Raw genomic sequence first — 21,280 nt, 5'->3', positions numbered from 1 at the left:
CTCACACCCTAGCAGTTACGCGTCCGCCGCGCGCCTTGAGTTACCCGGGAGTAGGTGGAATATCACAACCAGGGCCACGGTCAGGACGAGGACGGCGAGGACTTGGTTGCGGGCGGAGGGATCGAAAAGCATGAGAATTGTAAGACCCACCAGCGCCAGGGCGGTGATCCATGGCAGCCACGGGAAGCACGGAACACGCAGCGTAGTGAGGTCTCCATTGGCCTTCATCTGAGGGTGCAGCTTGATGTAGGAAGCCACGATGAAGCACCAGATGATCAGCAAACAACCGCCCACCGCGTTGAAGAGGAAGGCCAGAAGTCCCGGCGGGTTCCAGTACTGCAGAGCTACCGATGCAAAGGCGAAGACGATGGAGAGCACCACCGCATAAATGGGGGAGCCGGAGGCGTTGGTCTTCAAAAAGACGTGGTGCGCGCTGTGGTCCTTAGCCATGTCATAGACCAAGCGGGAGGTGGCGTAGATCTGCGCGTTGAAGGCGGAGAGTAGCGCCAGGGCAATGATCGCCTCCATGAATCCCGCGGCGAAGGGGATTTTCGCGGCCGCAAGGACCAACGTGAAGGGCGAGTCCGCGGCCACATCGGCGTCCTGGATAGAGCTGAAAGGCAAGGCCATGGTGATGACCAGGATGGAGCCGATGTAGAAGACCATGATGCGCACGATGATGGCGCGCACGGCAGTGGCCACGTTGTGTGCGGGGTCTTCGGACTCAGCTGCGGCAATGGTGACCAGTTCGATGCCGCCGAAAGCGAAAGCCACGGCGAGCAGGCCGGCAGCAAAGCCGGGGCCGCCGTTGGGGAGGAAGTTCTCCGTGAAGTTGTGGCCCGCCACCGAGAGGTCCATGCCCGGCAGGATGCCCAGTGCCATGAGCACGCCGATGCCGAGGAAGGCCACGATGGTGGCAACCTTGATGATGGCGAACCAGAACTCGAATTCGCCGAAGCCGCCCACGGCGGCAAAGTTGACGATGGCGAAGAGGATTACGGCCACCAATGCTGGAATCCAGGGGTCTACCCCGAACCAGTTGGAGACGATTGCCGCGGCACCAGTAATCTCTGCGCCCATCACCATGACCAGCATGAACCAGTAAATCCAGCCCAGCGTGAACCGCGCCCACGGCCCGAAAGCCTGGCCCGCATAAGTGGAGAAAGCACCCAACGAAGGGCGGGCGGCGGCCATCTCACCGAGCATCCACATCACCAAGGCGATGAGCACACCAGCCACCGCATAGGAAATAAGGACGGAAGTGCCGGAGACCTGGATGCCCAAGCCGACGCCCAGGAAGAGGCCCGCGCCCACCGCGGAGCCGAGCCCCATCATGGTGAGGTGGCGGGTTTTGAGTTGAGTGGCCGCAGCCATAGGGAAATCACCTTCAACGCTGTTGATTGTTTGCAACGGGAAGTACTTTACGCAATGCACTAAGCAACCGGGGGCGCTAGCATGGCGGGTTGTGACTTTAAATCTCTTCTCCGATCCCATTGAGCTGACCAAGGCCTTGGTGGATATCCCCAGCCCTTCACACCACGAGCAAGCGATCGCCGATGCGGTCGAAGAAGCTCTGCGTGGTCTGGACCAGAGCAAAGTAGAGGTGGAACGCTACGGTAACACCGTCTGTGCCCGGACGAATCGGGGCTTTAAAAGCCGCGTGGTCCTCGCCGGCCACATCGATACCGTGCCCTTAGCCGATAACGTGCCCCACACCATGTTGGAGGATGGCAGCATCATGTATGGCTGCGGCACCGTTGACATGAAGTCCGGCATGGCTGTCTACCTCAACGCTTTTGCGCAGCTGTACAATTCCGATGAGCTCAAGCACGATCTCACGGTTATTGCCTATGAGGGCGAGGAGGTCGCCACCGAATTCAACGGTCTGGGCCACCTGCAAAAGGATCACCCGGAGTGGCTGCAGGGAGACCTAGCGCTGCTGGGTGAGCCTTCCGGCGGCATGATCGAAGCCGGCTGCCAGGGCACCATCCGCGTGCGCGTGACCGCCCACGGCACCCGCGCGCACTCAGCCCGCGCCTGGCTCGGCTCCAATGCCGCGCACACCTTGGCACCGGTGATGCTCAACGTGGCCAACTACCAGCCCCGCGACGTTGAGATTGACGGCTGCACCTACAAGGAAGGCCTCAACATCGTCCACCTCGAATCGGGTGTGGCCACCAATACCATCCCGGATGAGGCCTGGATGTTCGTCAACTTCCGTTTCGCCCCCGACCGCAGCTCCGAGGAGGCGCTGGCGCACCTGATGGAGGTCCTCGGCGAGCACGAGAACATCACCGTGGAGGTCGATGACATCGCGGGTGCGGCCTTGCCCGGTTTGGGCCAGCCGGCGGCACGCGCGCTTGTCGACGCCGTCGGCGGCAACGTCCGCGCCAAGTATGGTTGGACCGATGTGGCCCGTTTCTCCGAGATGGGGACCCCAGCCGTCAATTTCGGCGCCGGGGATCCGGGCTTTGCCCACAAGAAGGACGAGCAAGTGCCCGTCGTTCAGATCACCGAAGTCTCGACCGCACTCTTGAATTACCTGAAGGGATAAGACCACTATGACGCCTGAGCAACTGCGCACTCTGCGCGGACCTCTTCTCGTGCGCACTGCTGGAGAGCAGTCCTCCACCTTTGACCAGCGCCTGCTGCAGTCCGGTGCGGATCATGAGTGGCAGCACGCCGATCCCTGGCGCGTCCTGCGCATTCAGGGCGAGTTCGTGGACGGCTTTGACGCGCTGGCCAAGCTGCCCAAGGCCGTGACCGTCTTCGGCTCTGCGCGCACCCCGGAGGATGATCCGAATTACCAGCTGGGCGTGGCTTTGGGCCGCCGCCTAGTAGAGGCCAAGTACGCCGTTATCACCGGCGGCGGCCCCGGCATCATGGAGGCGGCCAACCGCGGCGCGCATGAGGCCGGCGGACTGTCTGTGGGCTTAGGCATCGAGCTGCCGCACGAGCAGGGCCTGAACCCCTACGTCGATCTTGGCCTGAACTTCCGCTACTTCTTCGCGCGCAAGACCATGTTCCTCAAGTACTCCCAGGCCTTCATCTGCCTACCGGGTGGCATGGGCACCATGGATGAGTTCTTCGAAGTCATGTGCATGGTCCAAACCGGTAAGGTGACCAACTATCCCATCGTGCTCATGGGCACCGAATATTGGTCCGGCTTGGTGGAGTGGATGAAGAAAACCTTGGCCGAGGGCGGGTTCATCAACCCTGAAGACCTTGATCTCTTCTTGATCACCGACGATATCGACGAAGCCGTCGCCCACATCTTGGCCGCGCACAAGGTGATGTCGGACAAGCGCTTGCGGGAGCAAGAAAACAAGTGACCCAAGCGCACAACCTCGCGCGGGTCATGGCGATTGTGAACCGCACACCCGACTCCTTCTACGACAAGGGCGCCACCTTCGAGCTCGACCCCGCCATCCAGCGCGCTGAGCAGGCGCTTGACGACGGCGCCTCCATCATCGACATCGGCGGAGTCAAGGCCGGCCCGGGTGAGCACGTCGACGCGGCCGAGGAGATCGAGCGCGTCGTGCCCACCATCGCGGAGCTGCACTGCCGCCGCCCGGAGGCGCTGATTTCCGTGGATACGTGGCGCGCTGAGGTAGCAGAAGCGGCTATCGCCGCCGGTGCTGGTCTGGTCAACGACACGTGGGCCGGCTGGGACCCTGAGCTCATCGAGGTGGCTGGCCACCACAAGGTGGGCTACGTGTGCTCGCACACCGGTGGCGTGACCCCACGCACCCGCCCGCATCGTGTGCACTTCGACGATGTGGTCGCCGATGTCATCACCGAGACCACGCGGCTAGCTGAGCGCGCCGCCGACCTCGGCTGTCCGGAGGAGTTGACGTTCATCGACCCCACACACGATTTTGGCAAAAACACATTCCACGGTTTGGAGTTGTTGCGGCGCATAGAGGAGATCGTGGCAACGGGCTGGCCGGTGCTCATGGCCTTGTCGAACAAGGACTTTGTGGGTGAGACCCTCGACCGCGCCGTGGACCAGCGCGTCGCGGGCACACTGGCGGCAACGGCGTGGTCGGCGGCACGGGGCGTCGCGGCATTCCGGGTCCATGAGGTGGCCCCGACACTCGATGTCATTCGGATGACCGCCGCCATCCAGGGCCAGATGGCGCCCTTGGCGACGACCCGGGGGCTAGCCTAAGCCATGTCTGTCAGCGTTTCCGTAGTTATCCCTGCGCTTAATGAGGAGCGCACCGTCGCCCACGTGGTGCGCGCCTGCCTGGCTGACGATCCGTTAGAGGTCATCGTCGTCGACGCCGACTCCACCGATGGGACCGCGGCACAGGCAGCCGCGGCTGGGGCTCGGGTGTGCAATTGGCGCGACGTGGTGGAGGAGCCGCCGCAGCCTGGCAAGGGCGAGTCCTTGTGGCGCGGGGTGGCCGCGGCCCGGGGCGAGGTCGTCGTCTTCATCGATGCGGATTTAGAATCCGCCGCCCCCGGCATGGTGACCGCGCTAAGTGAGCCTTTTGTGGACCCCCACGTGCAGCTGGTCAAGGCGCGCTATACACGCAGCCTGAACGGTCAGCCCACAGGTGGCGGGCGGGTCACGGAGCTGAGCGCCAAGCCGCTTCTGCGCATGTTTTTCCCAGAGCTCGCGCACATTGATCAGCCTTTGGGCGGGGAGTATGCGATTCGCCGCGATGCGGCTGTGGGGTTGCCTTTCGTCGCGGGCTATGGGGTGGAAGCGGGGTTACTGATAGACGTCGCCAAGCGCCACGGCCCCCACGCCATCGCCGAAGTGGACCTGGGCACTCGCGCCCACCGCAACCGCCCGCTCCATGAGCTATCCCCGATGGCCGATGTAGTTTCGCGCACCATCCTCTCCCGCGCGGGCGTGGTTGGGCCCGTTGCCCAACGACCGCCGCTGCTGGGTAAGATTTAGCGCATGTTGTCCTGGATGCTGCTGTTCGTTGTCCTCATCGCTCTCGTGATCATTGGCACGTGGGCGTGGGGAAGCCTGGTGGGGCGGGGACCTGTTATGGAGGCCCCCGACAAGGCTGTGGACACCGACTATGAAAATCTGTGTGCCCTCGACGAGGGGCGTTTCGACGACCTGCGTTTCGACGTGGTGGCGCGCGGCTACCGTCAGGACCAGGTGGATGCCCTCCTAGCTGCGGTGGAGCGCCGTTTAAAGGCAGCGCCGGCGACAGCGTCTGACGCTTCTTCCGAACCTTCGGCTTAACCCTTTGACTCGTCCTTGGACGAGGCCTTGAGGGAGCTTGCGGGGAAGCCTGTGGGAACGAGCCTGCCGCCGTCGGCTGAAAAAGGGCTAGACTAGAGGGACGTACAAAACTCAGTCGAAGGAGACTCAATATGGCAGCGATGAAGCCCCGTACCACTGGTGGAGAGATGGAAGCGGTAGAGGAGTCCCGCAAGATTGTCATGCGCATTCCTTCTGACGGGGGTGGGCGCATTGTGATTGAGCTCAGCAAAGAAGAAGCAGCGGAGCTGGGTTCACTCCTCGTAGCAGTTTCTAGCTAGTCTAGGAGCATGCTTTCACATATCGTCGATATTCTGGCCGATCCCGCCGATGGCAGCGCCCTGCAGGGTGCGGATGATTTTTCCCGCCTCGTGTCGGAGACCGGCCATTCCTATGATGTGGCCAAGCAGGGCTACGTCACGCTGGCAGCTGGTGCCGGTTTGAAGCACCAAGGCGATGATGCCGCGATGGTCAACGCCCGCGAAACCTACCTGGCCATGGGACACTTTGCTCCCTTCGTGGAGGCAGTCACCGGTGCGGTGCAGGATTCTCTGGAGACCCAGGATGCGGCTGAACATGCGGCTGGCCTGAATGCGGACACCGCCCCTGCGCTCCTTGAGGTCGGCGCGGGTACGGGCTACTACCTCGCGCACACCCTTGATTCGATTGAGGGCGCACGCGGCGTTGGCCTGGATATCTCTACGCACGCGGCTAAGCACCTGGCCAAGTCGCATGAGCGAGTTGGCGCCGTGGTTGCGGATGTATGGGAGCGCCTTCCGCTAAAGGATGATTCGATTCACGCTATCTCGGTGGTCTTCGCCCCGCGCAATCCGGCGGAGTTCCAGCGCGTTCTCGCACCGGGCGGGGAGGTCATCGTGCTGACTCCACAGGCGGGCCATCTGGACGAGCTGCGGGAGCCTCTGGGCATCCTCGGTGTGGAAGAAGGCAAGGTGGAACGCCTTTACGCGCAGGCGGAAGGTTTCTTGGAGCAGGCGGCCGACCCGGTCGATATTTCCTTCCCCATCGTCTTGGATAAGGCCTCCATCGCCGCACAGGTTGGCATGAGCCCGTCGGCGCGCCACATCAGTCCGGAAGAGCTGGCAGAGCGCATGGCCTCCTTGCCGCAGTCGCTGACCGTGACGGCTCACGCTCGCCTGGATCGCCTGCGCTCGGCCTAATTGCTGACGCTCCTTTTTAGGGCCTTCCTTCGCTGCTTCTCTTCGAAACCACCCTTCGCGCTCACCGGCAGCGCCCGCGGTGGTTGTTTGAGAACCCCGGTGAGCGCGAAGGGTAGGGGGCGCATTAAAAAGAGGACCGAGACAACTCGGTCCTCCTCCTATATGCCGTCTCGCAGTCGATGCGATTAGGAACGCTTGGTACCCTTGCGGCTCCAGGACTGTTCAATGACAGCTTCGCCATTGGTGCTGACCTCGATGGCGGAGCAACCACCATCGAAGTAGACACGGGAGCTCATGGCCACCAAACCGCCGTCGACGAAGACCTCAACGCTGGCACCATCCTGAATGACGGTGAGGGTATCCGAATCCCCCTCAGCCAGCGGCGCTATCGCAGGAGCGGAGTCCTTGAAGTAGTTATCGAAGGCCTTGGACATGGAGCGGTCCAGACTGATTTCTTCACCAGTATGGCGAATGACCGCAGCGGTATCGCCAGAGCCGTCCTTCAGCGTCACGGTCACGCTCGAACCCGCAGGTACTTCGAGGACACCCGTCCAAGACTGTGCGTAATCCGAAAGCTTTACAGCATCCGGCAGCCCCTCCGCCGGGGTTTGGAACAGCACGCCGCCCTGCAGCGTCACCGCGCGCGGCAGGGACAAGCTATTAGCCCAGCCCTCAGCCTCCCACGTGGGGTGCTTGGTGGCATCATCGCCGCGGCCGTTGCCGTTGAGCAGACCGAGGATGACTGCGCGGTCGTAGCGGCAATCCTGCGGAATTGTTCCGGTCGTGGTGTTGGTGTTGCGCGGACGGGAGAAATCATGGCCAAAGTCCACGCGCTGGAAGCCCTTCGCCACGGTGAACACAGTGCCATCAAGGCGGCCCACGATATATCCGGAGACATCGCGGCCCTCGCGTTCCAAGGTCACGAAGAGAACGTCGTAAATTTCCCTATCCACCTCGTCGCGCAGGCGTACCAGACGCGGTGAAACCACCGGCGGGATGGGAGAGGTGGCCGGAACTTCGCCCTCCTTAAAGCCAGGATCACCATCGAAGCTCAAGGGGCCGAGGAGCGTCCAGGATTCGCCGTTGGGGCTGTCCAGGATTACCGGTACTGGTGCGTCGGAATGCCCGGTCAGCGCCAGCATAAGCCAGCCATCGTGTCCCTCTTCGCGGTCTTCCTTAGCCCAGTCCGGGACCACGGAGGGCGAGCGGAAGCGGTCATAATTGGTATGGGCGCCTACGGCTTCCCCGAAGCGGACAACGTCTGGGTCGAGCGCCGAAGGGTCATCTGACACGATGCATTCATCGGCGTAGTCGGTGTAGCGCGCCAAGCGCACGCTAGTGCCGACCGAGGTCACCGACGTGAAGTACAGGTTGAGAGCGTCCTTTCCTTCCGCCACGGATCCTGCACGCAGCGATAGCTCGCCGCCGACGGTGGCGAGGACGTCGTCGCACTCCAGCCACTCGAAGGCCGTTTCCTCAGAGGTGGAATGGCCCCAGCGCGCAGGCTGGCCGGCATCAGGACGGTACTGGTGGAACAGGTGCCAGGTATGACCGTCCCGAACGATTCCTGCGGGGGCCTCGAGGATCCCGCTATCGGGAACGAAGTGAAGTTCTGGGCGATGGTGCGTTTTTTTATGCGTCACGGCAGTCCTTCCTACATTAACGAGCGGTAAATGTCCACGGTCTGCTGCGCGATGGTAGCCCACGAGAAGTCCTCGATGGCGCGCTGGCGGCCGGCGGAACCGAAGCGTAATGCCAGCTCTTTATCGGCGGCGACACGGTTCACAGCGGCAGCCAGATCAGCTTCAAAGGTGGCTTCGTCATTTACGTCATAGTTGACCAGAACGCCGGTTTCGCCGTCCACGACGACCTCAGGGATGCCACCCACATTGGAGGCCACAACCGCGGTGCCACAGGCCATTGCCTCAAGGTTGACAATCCCCAGCGGCTCATAAATAGAGGGGCACACGAAAACGTCCGCACCGGAGTAGACCTGCTTGATCTGCTCGCGCGAGAGCATGTCCTTGACCCAGTACACGCCGTCACGTTGCGCGCGCAGTTCCTCCACGAGGGCTTCGGTCTCTGCCGCAATCTCCGGTGTGTCCGGCGCGCCAGCACACAACACAAGCTGAATGTCTGCATCAAAGCTCTGGGCAGCCTTGAGCAGGTGCTTGACGCCTTTCTGCCGAGTAATCCGGCCCACGAAGGCAACGATGGGACGCTGCTTGTCGACGCCCAGCTCATCCAGCACCGTGGATTCACCCGGCTGCCAGACCTGAGTATCAATGCCGTTAAGGACTACATGGACCTTGTCGGCGTCGATGCGGGGGTAGGCATCCAAGATGGAATCTTTCATCCCGGCCGACACGGCGATGACGGCATCGGCATATTCCATAGCGTTCTTCTCGGACCACGAGGAGATCTCATAGCCACCACCGAGTTGCTCGCGCTTCCATGGGCGGTGCGGTTCGAGCGAGTGCGCGGTGACCACGTGGGGGATGCCGTATAGGCGGCCGGCAAGGTGGCCACCTAGACCGGTGTACCAGGTATGGGAGTGAGCCACATCGATATCGGAGGCGGCATTGGCCATACGCAGACCCGTGGAAAGCGTCTGCACGGCGGCATTGGCCTCCTTCAACGCAGGGTCAATGCCATGTACAAAGACGTCCTTCTCATCGCGTTCAGAACCCATGCAGTGCACAGAGACATCAATAATCTCGCGCATGAAGCGCGTGAGCTCTGCAACGTGGACGCCCGCTCCGCCATAAATCTCTGGCGGATACTCCTTAGAAAATATTCCGGCTCTCATACTCGCCAGAATACGGATTATCCACAGCTCGCGCTAAACCTTGATGGACAGGTCGGTGCGGTGGTTCGTCGGAAAGCAGCGGGCGGGGTGTGAGGTGGACAATGGGGGGTAGAAACAAACGCACTTCTTCTGCGCGATCCAGAAAACGTCTATAAATTGGGTGGTGTGAGAAGCCTTCCTAATGTCCTTGCTATTGTCCTTGCCGGCGGCGAGGGAAAGCGCCTCTTTCCGCTGACGGAAGACCGCGCTAAGCCCGCCGTTCCTTTCGGTGGTTCCTATCGCCTGATCGACTTCGTGCTGTCGAACCTTGTCAACGCCGGATTCCTCAAAATTGCTGTGCTGACCCAGTACAAGTCCCACTCTCTGGACCGCCATATCTCCCAAGCGTGGAACCTGTCTGGTCCGACTCCGCAGTACATCGCTTCCGTGCCCGCTCAGCAGCGCCGCGGTAAGCGCTGGTACAACGGTTCGGCCGATGCGATCCTGCAGTCGCTGAACCTCATCTATGACGAGAAGCCGGATTATGTCATCGTCTTCGGTGCTGACCACGTCTACCGCATGGACCCAGCGCAGATGGTGGAAGAGCACATCGCGACTGGCCTGGACTGCTCGGTGGCGGGCATCCGCGTCCCGCGTTCTGAGGCTTCTGCCTTTGGCTGCATTCAGGCGGATGGGATGGGCACGATTACGGAGTTCGTCGAGAAGCCTGCCAATCCTCCGGCGACCCCGGACGACCCGAACATGACCTACGCCTCCATGGGCAACTACGTTTTTACCACGCAGGCGCTTATCGACGCTTTGCTGGAAGACGAAAAGGATGAGGACTCCGCACATGACATGGGCGGCAACATCATTCCTTATTTTGTGGAGCGTGGGCAGGCGCATGTTTATGACTTCATGGCCAATGAGGTGCCCGGTGCCACGGAGCGTGACCATGGCTATTGGCGTGACGTTGGCACCATCGACTCCTTCTATGAGGCACACATGGACATGATTTCGGTGCACCCGATTTTCAACCTGTACAACCGTTCGTGGCCCATTCACTCCACGGATGATTCCAACTTCCCGCCGGCGAAGTTCGTGCAGAACGGTATTGCGCAGTCTTCGATGGTGGCTCCGGGCTGCATCGTCTCCGGTGGTACGGTGCGCAACTCCGTGTTGGCTTCAGACGTGCACGTGGCGGATGGCGCGACGGTGGAAGGCTCCGTCATCCTGCCAGGCGTGCGCATTGGCCGGGGCGCGGTAGTTCGTCATGCCATCTTGGATAAGAACGTGGTGGTCAGCGACGGGGCCATCATTGGTGTTGACCGCGAGCGCGATGAGGAGCGATTCAAGGTGTCTGAGGGCGGCGTGGTTGTCGTGGGCAAGAACGTAAAGGTCTAAGCCGCGAGACAGCGCAGCGCCTTAAGCGGGCGTGTGGGTGGATTGAAGTCCACTCCACGTCCGCCTTTCGTGGTTTTGGTGGCGCCGACGAGTCTCGGAATGCTTCAGGAGCCTGCGCAACAACGCCCTGCAACACCGCACCTTTCAGTACACTCCCTTCGCGCTCACCGAGAGCGCGCAGCCCGCCTAGCGAAGCCCCCACGGTGAGCGCGAAGGGTGGGGGGAACGGAGAAGGAATAAAAAGTCGGCGCAAAAAGGACACCGACGACACAGGGCGGGGTTTAGCTCGGAGACGTATCAGTGGCTAAACCAACGGTGCCCTAGATGACGAAAATCTCCGTGCCGATCGAAAAACGGGCGATGGTTTTGGCAGATCGGGCAGTTTCAGAAGGCGACTACAGCTTGGTGATGAGTGTTAGGCCCGCCCCATACGGCAGGCGAGTGACGGCAGCACCCTCGAGAGAGCGAGCGTATTCGTCGGCCTCGCGGGCGGCGGCGGTGTCGCGGTCGGTGCGGGAGGGGTCGGCGACGGTGCCGTCGAGAAGCGCATTGGCCAACACCAAGGTGCCGTGCTGATGCAGTAGAGGCCAAGCGGCCTTGAGCAGCGCGGGCATATCGAGCGCTGGGACCTCGGCGTAAATCACCTGGTAGGTGTCATTGGCTAGGCGGCCCATGATGTCGAGGGGACGCGAGGGCAAGAAGCGCCCACGGCTAGGGGAATAGCCGGCCTCGCGGAAAGTTCTCTTGGCGCTGGCCTGGTGCTCGGCTTCCGGGTCAATGCAGGTAAGGATTCCGTTCTCCGGCATGCCGGCGAGCAAGTAGAGGCCCACGACGGATGCTGCGGGAGTGATCGCTACCGCTTGCGGGCGGGAGGTGGTGCCGGATGAAGCCGCCGCGAGCGTGCTGAGCAGCTGGCCGGTGGCTTCATCCGGGGCCGGCAGGCCGTACTCCTCCGCATGGGCGCGGGCGCCGGCGAGCACCTCGGAGACCTCGCTGGTGGATTCGATATAGGTACGCATTGCGTCATAAGCCGTAGTAGTCACAAAGAAAACCATAGTGAAATCGCCTCAGCTGCGTGCCGAGAATCGCCCGCAACTCTCCTCAGCTGTGACGCAAGAAGCGCATGTAAGAGGTGTGACGGATTCACAGGCTGCTCACAGGGCCGTGGCTGGAGTTTCGACGCGCACTATAGAAAGATATTCGCCATGACCACACAGCAGCGCGAGTTTGAGCACGCTCACCGTTCCACCGATTCCTCTGCCACTGGCAGCCATGCTGTCAGTGCTGAAGTTGAGGAGTTGACCGGAACCGCTGCATTCGACGCCGGCCAGGCCGAGATGCCTTCGTGGAGTGAGCTCGTAGCTGAGCACGCCGATGATGTCTATCGCTTGGCGTATCGCCTGTCTGGTAACCAGCACGATGCCGAAGACCTCACACAGGAAACCTTCATGCGCGTCTTCCGCTCCTTGGATAAGTACCAAGCAGGAACCTTTGGGGGCTGGCTGCACCGGATTACCACCAATCTCTTTTTGGATATGGTCCGCCACCGCTCCAAGATCCGCATGGAGGCGCTGCCGGAGGATTATGAGCGTGTCCCAGGTACAGATATGACCCCGGAGCAGGCCTATACGGTGGCCAACCTGGATCCGGCGTTGCAGTCAGCCCTGGATAACCTGGCGCCGGACTTCCGTGTGGCAGTGGTTCTCTGTGATGTCGTGGGCATGAGCTACGACGAAATCGCTGAAACCCTCGGCGTGAAGATGGGTACTGTGCGTTCGCGCATCCACCGCGGCCGCTCCCAGCTGCGTGCCGCGCTGGAAAAGGAAGCCCAGACAAACGCAGACACGCGCAGCCTGCTGCGTACCCGCTAGACTGGGCCGCGTTTGAATCTTAGAGGGCTAGACTCCCGCAGCTAAGCACTAGGCCACTGCAGAAGAGCATGCACTGAGGTGAGGTGACGTTGAGGTGAAAGCAGAAGGACATAGCAGCGACGGGCATTCCCTGAGCCTGTCCGGGTTCTTCACCGAGGCCCAAGCCAAAGTCCGCGATAAGGCAAAGTCCCGCGCCCAGCGGGCAGATACTATCGGCCATTTGGGGCCCGAGGCGGTCGTCGCTTTTGTCGACGGCGAAATGCCGGCCAAATATGCCCACCGCGTACGCATCCACCTCGTGCACTGCCCGGAATGCCGGGCGGAGATTCACCACCAGCGCAACGCCGCCGAGTGGGTTCGTGAATGCAGTGTGGAATCCCATGTCAAGGCTCCTGATTCCCTGATGACAAAGCTCGCGGGTATCGCCCATCAGGGCATAGGGCCCGGGCCGGATGCGGAAGCTCCCGCGCACCAGCCACGCCAGGATTTCCTGGACAAGGTGGAGATGGTGGTGCGCGCCATCCGGCATAACCAGCGGGGCTAACAAGAGACCGAAGCCTCCCGCGCGCCCGTCGCCCAGTCACCACTAGCTAAGTAGTTAAGATAGTTTCGTGTTTTCCTCAATTGGTTGGGTAGAGATCCTTGTCATCGTGCTGCTGGGTCTGGTGATCATCGGTCCCGAGCGCCTGCCCGGCGTGATCATGGATGTCCGTGCGGCTATCTACGCGGCGCGCAAGGCCATTGCGAATGCCAAGGCGGAGCTCAACGGTGAGATGAGCGGGCTCGGCGCGGAGTTCGACGATCTCCGGGTGCCTTTGAGTCAGGCGGCGGAGTGGACGCGGATGGGACCGCGCGGGGTCATTACCAAGGCGCTTTTCGACGGCGACGACTCCGCCTGGGATGATTTCAACCCCAAGAAGATGGCGGAGGACATCAAGAAGAGCACCAGCCCGTATGAGCACGATGCGGATATGAACAACCAACCCGCGCACACGCAGCAGGGTCTGGCGCAGCCAGCGCCGCAGCAGACCCCTGGCCGGCCGACTTTTGATTATTCGGAGGTCTACCCGGACCTGAACGCCGGAGTACAACAGCCGACGGGGGAGAAGGCGACTAAAACGACACAGCCCCCGCGCGGTGGGAATGCGCCCACCGGCGAGGGCAGCTCCTCCTGGGAGGATGTCACCTAAAGGCTATTTAGCCTTTGCGGGTCACACCCAAGCCGAGCTTCTTACCCACGAGGGAATCGGAGCGCACCGCAATGGAATCCGCCACCTTGGTGATGGCTTGGGTAGCGGGGGAGTCGGGCGCGGAAATGACGATGGGGGTTCCGGCATCGCCAGCCGCGCGCAGGCTCGGATCCAGCGGGATGCTGGATAGGAGAGGAACCTCGTGGCCCAGCAGCACGCTGAGGCGCTCGGCCACCACTGTGCCGCCGCCGGAGCCGAAGATATCCATGGTGGAGCCATCCGGCATGACCATCGCACCCATGTTCTCAATCACGCCGGCCACGCGCTGGCGCGTTTGCTGCGAGATGGAACCGGCGCGCTCAGCCACCTCGGCCGCAGCAGCCTGCGGGGTGGTCACAATCAGCAGTTCAGCATTCGGGATGAGCTGGGCCACCGACAGGGCAACGTCGCCAGTACCCGGCGGCAGGTCCAACAGGAGCACGTCCAGGTCGCCCCAGAAGACGTCCGCGAGGAACTGCTGGAGGGCGCGGTGGAGCATCGGCCCGCGCCAGACGACGGGCGCGTTGCCCTCCACAAACTGGCCAATCGAAATGTGCTTGATGCCGTGGGAGATGGGGGGAAGCAGCATTTCGTCGTCAAGCACTGTGGGGCCCGCCGTGGAACCCAGCAGGCTGGGGACGGAGTGGCCGTAAATATCGGCGTCCACGATTCCTACCTTGAGGCCCTTCTTGACCAAGGCCGCGGCAAGGTTCACCGTAACGGAAGACTTGCCCACGCCACCCTTGCCGGAGGCCACCGCAAAGACTCGGGTGGTGGATTCCGGCTTGGCAAAGGGGATCTCCGGCTCGGCTTGGCCGCCGCGCAGCTTCTGCTTGAGTTCTTTACGCTGCTCGTCGCTCATCGGCGTCATGGAGATGCTGATGTCGCCGACACCGTCGAGCTCTGCGACGGCCGCGCGGGTATTGGACTCGATGGTGCCCTTCATTGGGCAGCCGGCGATGGTGAGATAAAGCTCGATATCCACGTCCGAACCGTTAACAGTCACGGACTTCACCATGCCGAGCTCCGTGATGGGGCGGCCGATTTCTGGGTCATCGACGCGGGTGAGCGCGTCGCGAACGGAAGATTCAGTAATAGCGCTAGTCATAACGGGCATTAGTCTAGTCACGTGCTATCGGGGAGAGCCACCCCGCCGTCTGGCCAGCGGGGCGTGTAAAATTCAGCCAGATGCTGCGGCCCAGCGCTGCGGACTTTGGACCCTGAAGAACAGCGACATGTGTGCTCGACATGTCCGGTCGAATAGAAAGAATGCGCCTGATTCTGATGCCCCGCCTTATTGCACATTCCCGCACCTTCGCCCGCATTGTTGGGGTGGCCTTGGTGGGGGTTGTGGGGGCGTCGTTAAGCGCCTGCTCTGGGTATGAACCCAAGCCGGAACCGAACCCAGTGAACTCGGCGCCGATTACCATCATGATTGATCCGACTTCCCATGAGCAGCGCGTGCTGGCGGAGATCTACCGCCAGACCCTGCGCGATGAGGGGCGCGCGGCCACCGTATCCCAGGACCACATGCTGGTGCGCCAGGGAGGGGAGCATGTCAGCGGGGTCAGCACCAACGGCAATTTCTTCGTTGGCTGTACCGGCGAATTCCTCAACGTTTATAACCCGGCAGAAGCGCGCGCGATTTCCAAGGACTACGTGGCCGCACAGGATGAGGACACCAAGGACGTGGACTTTTTGGAGCGCACCCACGTCGCGCTCATGGCCTCGCTGCCACCGGAGGTCTCCGTGGTGGAGCCTGCCGGTGCCGAAGGCTGCCCCAATTCAAAGCCGGAGCTTCCACAGAACTACGTCGTGGTCTACCAAGACGGGCTATTCAACCGCGATGAGAAGCTGGAGATAGCCTCCTTCACCAAGTTCCTCACCACGCAGGATCTTGATGAAGTCGTGCAGGAAGTGGAAGATGCCGAGGACTTTGAGGCGGCCGTGCGTGCCTGGATGGAGGCCAACCTCATGCAGAACCTCAACGAGGAGGGTGACTCCAATTCCTCTGGTGGGTCGGATTTGGTCCATGAGGAATCCTAGAAAATTCACCTTCAGAGATTCAGTTCTAGTGGACGCGCGTGGCGGGGTGGGGGCTGTTGAAACGGCCTTGCTTGGCGCCGACTGCCTGCACCGCTAACGCCCGGAAATGGGAGGAAAATCTCTAAAACTTAGCAAACCGGGAGATTCTGTGAAGTTCATCCTTCACATGAAACGTGCACTGGCTTTTTAAAACTACAGGTTAGACAAGTTTTTCCTTGCTTATGTCTGAAGTGAGAGGTACTCTTTATAGGGATAGTCTGCTTGTTCCCTGTCTATTCTCTGGGGTAGCCGTGGGGAAATAACTTGATAATCCACAGGGGTTTTGGGTATTCCGCGCTCAGAGGGCGAGGCAGAGTGCTGCATTTGAAAGGACTTTTAGTAATGAATGCGCCAAAAAATCGCTCCACCCGGCTGCGCTCCTCCCGTAAAGGGGTGGCAGCTCTTTCTGCTATTACGCTCGCACTGAGCGGCCTCAGTATCACCTCTTTTAATACGGTGGTCCCTGACGCTACTGCCGCGGAGTTCTCTGGGGGTATCCGCGACAAGTCGGGAGCGGTGGAGCAGGATGCCCAGAAGGCCTCGGATCTGCCGGCTGGCTCGTGTGTTGTCTCAGAAAGCACTCCGAAGGGCAGCCAGGCTGGTTTCAGCTGGTATACTTCTGAGCCGTCTGCATCCAGCCCCGACAAGAAAGCCTGGGGCTTGAGTGTTTCCTTTGATAACTCGAAGGACCGCACGTTCGCTGATTGGAGCTTTTCCAATTCAGGCCTTATGGGTGCCTATCTCGATGCAGCGCAACTTCCCGCTATGGATGCGGGCCGGACATTTGTCGACAAGATTGTCACTCACAAAGCCGACGAAATCCTCGATATTACTGCTTCTAGGCAACAACGAAACCTAAATCTCAACGCGGAACTGACTGACCAGAAAGTCAAGCAGTTCGCTGAGGCCACTTCCGCTAACCCGGTACGTTACGCCTGGCAGGGCAACTATAAGCAGGAAAATCCCGACCCAAAGACTAGGGCCACCCGGGGAGAATCTGCAGCCTTTACGGCCGTCGTGAATCCGTGGCCGAGCGAGAACATCGAATGTAACCCGATCTCGGTATCGTGGGAGAACCAAGAAAAGCTGGTGATCAGGCCGGATGAAGAGCTCAAGGTCGGCAAGATTAACGTTCCAGCGATTAAAGGCGAGGGCGTGGATGATTCCCTGTCCCGCATGGTTGTGGAAGCCTACGACGCCCAGGGTAGCTTCATCGGTACGAGCGACACCGCTGCTTCCGGTGGTGGCACGTCGAGCGTGCGTATTGACCAGACCACCGGCGAGATTTTCTACACCATGCCGGAGTACAAGGGTACGAAGCTGAGTCAACAGCAGGGCATGCGGTTTAGCGTGTTGGCAAAGCCGCGTTCTGTGGAGCAGCTTCAAGCTGCCGCTGAGACGAATAATGACGGCGAAGGCAGTGCTTTTGATAGCTCTAATTCGCTTTCTCGCTACAATAAGGCCAACGTAGTGAGTAACAATCAGTGGAGTTTCGACGACACTCAGTTCCACGATCCGGAGTATTCGCCGGTCCAGCAATCAGTGACCTCTGGCGTTGATAAGACTTCGAATACAGTTGTCACTGGGCCCCAAACTCTTACCTATAAGCAGGTTGGTGACAAGATCGCTGATCTGGTGAGGAGGCGTGAGGATGGCGGCGTCGAAGCCGAGGTGAAGCTTGATAAGCGCTACGTTTATAAAGGTTGGGACGCCAAACTAGATCCAAACACTTACGATGTCACCGTCACAACACCTGCTAATCCGATGCCGGGCACGTTCGCTCAGCCTCGTGTTATCGTCACCTATTCCAATGGCTCGCAAGATATTATTCCGCTGCTCGCTGTCATCGACCCGAACGATACTCAGGTTACGGAATTAGCTGTCAGGGGAACGGTTGAGGGCCCAGCAGGTAAGGAACTTGTTTCCGAGCTTGATTTAAAGCCCAGCTTTGAGGGATACGACCCAGTCCGGCCCAAGTCTTTTGATGTTGACCCTGCGTCCGTTCCGGAAGGATGGAAAGTAACGGTCGATGATGATGGCACCGTCAAAGTCAGGGCAACGTCCCCGGAAGCTGCTGCGAACAACACCAAGATTTTGCCGAGGGTTATCGCTACCTACCCAGATGGGACGACCGATACCGTTGAGGTTCCCTTCCAGATCGTCAATGCGATCAAGGTGCCGGACTACACCGCGGAGTCTGGCCACGTAAATGAAACGGTTACGCTTCAGCCAACCTTGCCAGAGCTTGGCTTGGGCGGTCGCGCCGATGACGAGAAACCTAATCGCTATACCTTCCCCGACGGTTCTTTGGAGTACAAGTATGGTGACTGGACAGTCACTATCGACGAGAATACTGGTGAGCTGACTTCGACGATTCCGGAAACAGCTATACCTGGCGCGCGACTAACCATCCCAGTGAAGGCTTACTACGCTACGGGCGCTACCCCACAGGTGGTGACCGGCACCATCAACGTTATTGGTGATGGCACCGGCAAGGACTTCGCTTCCTACCCTGCGCAGGTGACTAAGGCAGGGGAGAAGGTGAGTTCGGATATCGATACGATGTTGCCTGATCCGACACTTGCTAAGTACAAATTGCCTGATAACTTGCCGCAGGACTGGGAATTCGACATTGATGAGAAGGGTACGGTTACCGCAACCCCGAATGTGACAGTGGAGAATGGTACGACTGTCACCGTCAATGTAGAAGTAACCTACCCGGATGGTTCCACGGCTACTGTTCCGGCTGAGTTTACGGTCATCGATGCCTACGCGCGTACGAATGACCCCTTGTATCCGACGGTTAGTGGTCAACCCGGTACATTAGTGGTTAGCCAGGTGGATCGTACTAACCTGTACGATGCTGCTGAACCGAAGTTTTCCATCATCACGGATCCGAATGACCCGGAATATATTGATCCACCCCGCAACCTGAAATGGGAAGATGTGAAGATTGACCCGGTTACGGGCGTCATCACCACTCCGATCAGCAAGTTTGCTCTGCCTGGAACTTCCGCAGATATCCCTGTTCGTGTCACATACAAGGACGGTTCGACTGATAAGACCATCGCCACAGTCGTCGTTAAGGCGGAAGTACGGCAGGTCTATGAGGCACAGTACTTGCTGCAAAACACCACGCCTGGTGGAACAGTCAAGTCCGAAATTACGGAAGTAACGAGGATTCCTGAACGCGACCTCGCTAAGGATCCTTCGAAGCGTTTCCAGGTGCCCTCAGACTTCAATGGATGGAAGGTCAGCGTCGACGAAAACGGTGTCGTCACCGCCACCGCACCGAAGGACGCTCGACCTGGTGACGGTGTGGATATCCCTGTTACCGTCACGTACTACGACGGTTCCACTGACACCGTCTTCGCACCGTTCAATGTGAAGGAGAACCAGAAGGACATCAGCGAGCCTACCTACCCGGTTCAATCCACCAAGCCAGGCATCGAGGTGAAGCGTTCCGTTAACCGGGACGGTGCACCGGACGGCACGGCCTTCTCCTTCGGCATGGACGGCGGCAAGCCGAAAACTGAGGACACCGTTGACGGATGGACCTACACGATCGATCCGAAGACCGGTGAGGTTTCCGTAACCCCGCCCGCTGACTCTAAGCCGGGTGACAAGCACGTACACAACGTCACGGTGACGTACCCCGATGGTTCGACCGACGAGACTCCAGTTACCACTGTGGTGAACTTGACTCAGAACTTCGAGGTTGATCCGACCTATCCACCAGAGACTACGTTCCCAGGCGAGACTGTGACTTCACCGCTCACCATTGAGCTGCCTGACGGTATTACCGTGGCGAAGGAACAGCCATACAAGATCACTCCGGCTGATGGCTACACGGCAACCGAGGATAAAAACGAGTTTGGTAACCCGACGTACACGGTTACGACAGCCAACGGTGACTGGCTCGTAGGCTTGGATGACAAGGGCAATGTAATTGCTACCGCACCGAAGACCGCGAAGCCGGGTGACTCTATCAAGGTTCCGGTCACGGTGACATATTCTGATGGTTCCACTGATCGGATCTATGCACCGATCAACATCCAGGATGCCCCGACTCGCGAGGTGCCGTTCGATGTTGAGTACAAGTTCGATGACACCGTCCCGCAGGGTACCTACAAGGTCGAAACCGAGGGTGTTCCGGGTACAGAGGTACAGGACCCTAAGGGCAACTGGTCGCAAACCAAGGCACCGGTCAATGAGGTCGTCGTCATTGGTACCAAACCCGCAAAGGCTACCGATGAAATGACCTGGAAGATGTCTACCGGTTTCGACACCATCATGCGTCCGAACCCGGCACTCAAGCCGGGTGAGGTAAAGGTCGTTCAGGAGGGCGAAGCTGGCGAGCGCACGATTACTGCGAAGTTCGACGCCACGCTCGAGCCGGGCGGTGTCCCGACGGTAAAGACCACGTCAGATACCGTGACCAAGGACCCGAAGCCACGCATCGTGGAGTACGGCCCGCGCCTTAAGGATCAGGAACTGGTTTTCACTGACAAGAACCGCATCCCGTTCGAGACTGAGGTTAAGTACGATCCGAACCTGGAGGCTGGCAAGCAGGTTATTGACCAGGAGGGAGAAGAAGGCGAAGAGACCGTTACGACTAAGCAGAAGCTTGTCGACGGTCAACCTTCTGGCGACCCTGTAATCACCACCGAGCGCACCAAGGAACCGGTCAAGCAGATCATCCGCGTTGGTGGCAAGACCGAAGGCTCTGACACCTCCGAGCACGAGGTTGATGTTCCGTTTGAGACCGAGGTCATCTTCGATGACACGATGGAAGCCGGTACCCAGGAGACCGTCCAAGAGGGCAAGCTGGGTAAAGACAAGGTTACAACGACCAAGACCATTGAGAATTCAAAGGTCACGGGTTCGGAGACCAACATCGAGCGTGTTGCCGATCCAGTCAAGAAGATCGTCAAGGTCGGCACTAAGGGCAAGCCTGCATCCACGGTCATCGAATGGAATGAGCACACTCCGTTCGAGGTTGAGGTGCGAGTTAACCCTGCGCTGAAGCCGGGCGAGACCAAGGTTGTCCAGCAGGGCAAGCAAGGCGAGGTTAAGCACACCGTTAAGGTGAATGCCGAGAACGGTGAGGCGACAAAGGACGAGTCCACTGAGAAGATCAGTGATCCGACCACGCACATCATCGAGGTTGGTCCTGCGGACCACCACGAGACTGAGCTGACGGATAAGTACAAGGAGAACACTCCTTACGACACCATCATTGAGTACGACCCGGACATGGAGGTTGGCAAGGTCGTTGAAGACCAGGCTGGCCAGTTCGGTGAGAAGGAAGTAACCAAGACCTGGAAGCTCAAGGACGGCGTGCCGGAGGGCGATCCGGAGACTTCTGAGGAAGTCATCAAAGACCCGCAGCCGCGCAAGCTGCGCGTCGGTACCAAGTGCAAGTGCGAGGGACCGACGGACGATCCGAGCCAGGAGCCGAGCGAAGAGCCCGGTGACGACCCGAGCCAGGAACC

General features: G+C 60.0%; 18 protein-coding genes. 13 read left to right on the top strand and 5 right to left on the bottom strand.

The window, feature by feature from the left end; all coding sequences use genetic code 11:
* Nucleotides 1-15: 15 nt before the first annotated feature.
* The gene (locus tag HMPREF2996_RS08165) at nt 16-1,374 is read right to left on the bottom strand and encodes an amino acid permease (protein ID WP_070645274.1); all 1,359 of its coding nucleotides are present in this window, start codon (nt 1,372-1,374) and stop codon (nt 16-18) included.
* Nucleotides 1,375-1,465: 91 nt separating this feature from the next.
* On the opposite strand from HMPREF2996_RS08165, the gene dapE reads away from it, so the two are divergent.
* The 7 genes from dapE (at nt 1,466) to HMPREF2996_RS08130 (ending at nt 6,408) form a co-directional block, all read left to right on the top strand.
* Nucleotides 1,466-2,554 (top strand): succinyl-diaminopimelate desuccinylase, encoded by a 1,089-nt coding sequence (gene dapE, locus HMPREF2996_RS08160; protein ID WP_070730907.1) that lies wholly within the window; start codon nt 1,466-1,468, stop codon nt 2,552-2,554.
* 7 nt (nt 2,555-2,561) lie between these two features.
* A complete protein-coding gene (locus HMPREF2996_RS08155) occupies nt 2,562-3,332 on the top strand; it encodes an LOG family protein (RefSeq protein ID WP_070645270.1) in 771 nt (256 codons plus the stop codon).
* A gap of 26 nt (nt 3,333-3,358) precedes the next feature.
* Nucleotides 3,359-4,171: a dihydropteroate synthase gene (folP, locus tag HMPREF2996_RS08150; protein WP_168166683.1), complete on the top strand. Its 813-nt coding sequence runs from the start codon at nt 3,359-3,361 to the stop codon at nt 4,169-4,171.
* Nucleotides 4,172-4,174: 3 nt separating this feature from the next.
* Nucleotides 4,175-4,912, top strand: coding sequence for a glucosyl-3-phosphoglycerate synthase (locus HMPREF2996_RS08145; protein WP_070443164.1), 738 nt, complete (start codon nt 4,175-4,177; stop codon nt 4,910-4,912).
* A gap of 3 nt (nt 4,913-4,915) precedes the next feature.
* On the top strand, nt 4,916-5,212 hold the full coding sequence (locus HMPREF2996_RS08140) for a DivIVA domain-containing protein (RefSeq protein WP_070443162.1): 297 nt from the start codon (nt 4,916-4,918) through the stop codon (nt 5,210-5,212).
* Between the two features lie 131 nt (nt 5,213-5,343).
* Nucleotides 5,344-5,511: a DUF3117 domain-containing protein gene (locus HMPREF2996_RS08135; protein WP_010187237.1), complete on the top strand. Its 168-nt coding sequence runs from the start codon at nt 5,344-5,346 to the stop codon at nt 5,509-5,511.
* 9 nt (nt 5,512-5,520) lie between these two features.
* Nucleotides 5,521-6,408, top strand: coding sequence for a methyltransferase domain-containing protein (locus HMPREF2996_RS08130; protein WP_070645263.1), 888 nt, complete (start codon nt 5,521-5,523; stop codon nt 6,406-6,408).
* Between the two features lie 185 nt (nt 6,409-6,593).
* Here the strand turns inward: HMPREF2996_RS08130 and HMPREF2996_RS08125 are convergent, their stop codons facing one another.
* Nucleotides 6,594-8,051 carry a GH32 C-terminal domain-containing protein gene (locus HMPREF2996_RS08125; RefSeq protein WP_070730904.1) on the bottom strand — a complete coding sequence of 486 codons (1,458 nt, stop codon included), beginning with the start codon at nt 8,049-8,051 and terminating at the stop codon, nt 6,594-6,596.
* 11 nt (nt 8,052-8,062) lie between these two features.
* The gene (glgA, locus tag HMPREF2996_RS08120) at nt 8,063-9,217 is read right to left on the bottom strand and encodes a glycogen synthase (RefSeq protein WP_070730902.1); all 1,155 of its coding nucleotides are present in this window, start codon (nt 9,215-9,217) and stop codon (nt 8,063-8,065) included.
* Between the two features lie 165 nt (nt 9,218-9,382).
* Here glgA and glgC point away from each other — a divergent pair, with 165 nt between their 5' ends.
* The gene (gene glgC / locus HMPREF2996_RS08115) at nt 9,383-10,600 is read left to right on the top strand and encodes a glucose-1-phosphate adenylyltransferase (RefSeq protein ID WP_070443154.1); all 1,218 of its coding nucleotides are present in this window, start codon (nt 9,383-9,385) and stop codon (nt 10,598-10,600) included.
* A gap of 395 nt (nt 10,601-10,995) precedes the next feature.
* On the opposite strand, the gene HMPREF2996_RS08110 is transcribed toward glgC, so the two are convergent.
* Nucleotides 10,996-11,643 (bottom strand): O-methyltransferase, encoded by a 648-nt coding sequence (locus HMPREF2996_RS08110; RefSeq protein WP_070443206.1) that lies wholly within the window; start codon nt 11,641-11,643, stop codon nt 10,996-10,998.
* A gap of 162 nt (nt 11,644-11,805) precedes the next feature.
* Here HMPREF2996_RS08110 and sigE point away from each other — a divergent pair, with 162 nt between their 5' ends.
* From sigE to HMPREF2996_RS08095, 3 genes are all read left to right on the top strand, one after another.
* A complete protein-coding gene (sigE, locus tag HMPREF2996_RS08105; protein ID WP_070443151.1) occupies nt 11,806-12,471 on the top strand; it encodes an RNA polymerase sigma factor SigE in 666 nt (221 codons plus the stop codon).
* A 94-nt stretch (nt 12,472-12,565) separates the two neighbouring features.
* Complete coding sequence (locus tag HMPREF2996_RS12480) at nt 12,566-13,015, top strand: anti-sigma factor family protein (RefSeq protein ID WP_070718750.1); 450 nt, start codon at nt 12,566-12,568, stop codon at nt 13,013-13,015.
* A 67-nt stretch (nt 13,016-13,082) separates the two neighbouring features.
* Complete coding sequence (locus HMPREF2996_RS08095; protein ID WP_070730898.1) at nt 13,083-13,661, top strand: twin-arginine translocase TatA/TatE family subunit; 579 nt, start codon at nt 13,083-13,085, stop codon at nt 13,659-13,661.
* Nucleotides 13,662-13,668: 7 nt separating this feature from the next.
* On the opposite strand, the gene HMPREF2996_RS08090 is transcribed toward HMPREF2996_RS08095, so the two are convergent.
* Nucleotides 13,669-14,808 carry an Mrp/NBP35 family ATP-binding protein gene (locus tag HMPREF2996_RS08090; protein ID WP_210398911.1) on the bottom strand — a complete coding sequence of 380 codons (1,140 nt, stop codon included), beginning with the start codon at nt 14,806-14,808 and terminating at the stop codon, nt 13,669-13,671.
* Nucleotides 14,809-14,969: 161 nt separating this feature from the next.
* On the opposite strand from HMPREF2996_RS08090, the gene HMPREF2996_RS08085 reads away from it, so the two are divergent.
* Nucleotides 14,970-15,746, top strand: coding sequence for a hypothetical protein (locus HMPREF2996_RS08085; RefSeq protein WP_070730896.1), 777 nt, complete (start codon nt 14,970-14,972; stop codon nt 15,744-15,746).
* A gap of 381 nt (nt 15,747-16,127) precedes the next feature.
* Nucleotides 16,128-21,280, top strand: a 5,153-nt coding sequence (locus tag HMPREF2996_RS12890) for a YPDG domain-containing protein (protein ID WP_070730894.1), incomplete at its 3' end; no start/stop codon positions are given.

The sequence above is a fragment of the Corynebacterium sp. HMSC066C02 genome (assembly GCF_001814945.1).
GTDB lineage: Bacteria > Actinomycetota > Actinomycetes > Mycobacteriales > Mycobacteriaceae > Corynebacterium > Corynebacterium aurimucosum.
Note: the sequence above shows the minus strand (reverse complement) of the source record. Positions and strands in the feature narration are given on the sequence as shown.

What these genes read in the sequence shown, in the direction of transcription:
- sigE (WP_070443151.1), top strand. Translation starts at nt 11,806, where the DNA reads ATGACCACACAGCAGCGCGAGTTTGAGCACGCTCACCGTTCCACCGAT.
- glgA (WP_070730902.1), bottom strand. Translation starts at nt 9,217, where the DNA reads ATGAGAGCCGGAATATTTTCTAAGGAGTATCCGCCAGAGATTTATGGC.
- HMPREF2996_RS08090 (WP_210398911.1), bottom strand. Translation starts at nt 14,808, where the DNA reads ATGACTAGCGCTATTACTGAATCTTCCGTTCGCGACGCGCTCACCCGC.
- HMPREF2996_RS08085 (WP_070730896.1), top strand. Translation starts at nt 14,970, where the DNA reads ATGCGCCTGATTCTGATGCCCCGCCTTATTGCACATTCCCGCACCTTC.
- HMPREF2996_RS08165 (WP_070645274.1), bottom strand. Translation starts at nt 1,374, where the DNA reads ATGGCTGCGGCCACTCAACTCAAAACCCGCCACCTCACCATGATGGGG.
- HMPREF2996_RS08145 (WP_070443164.1), top strand. Translation starts at nt 4,175, where the DNA reads ATGTCTGTCAGCGTTTCCGTAGTTATCCCTGCGCTTAATGAGGAGCGC.
- HMPREF2996_RS08135 (WP_010187237.1), top strand. Translation starts at nt 5,344, where the DNA reads ATGGCAGCGATGAAGCCCCGTACCACTGGTGGAGAGATGGAAGCGGTA.
- HMPREF2996_RS08140 (WP_070443162.1), top strand. Translation starts at nt 4,916, where the DNA reads ATGTTGTCCTGGATGCTGCTGTTCGTTGTCCTCATCGCTCTCGTGATC.
- HMPREF2996_RS08130 (WP_070645263.1), top strand. Translation starts at nt 5,521, where the DNA reads ATGCTTTCACATATCGTCGATATTCTGGCCGATCCCGCCGATGGCAGC.
- folP (WP_168166683.1), top strand. Translation starts at nt 3,359, where the DNA reads ATGGCGATTGTGAACCGCACACCCGACTCCTTCTACGACAAGGGCGCC.
- HMPREF2996_RS08155 (WP_070645270.1), top strand. Translation starts at nt 2,562, where the DNA reads ATGACGCCTGAGCAACTGCGCACTCTGCGCGGACCTCTTCTCGTGCGC.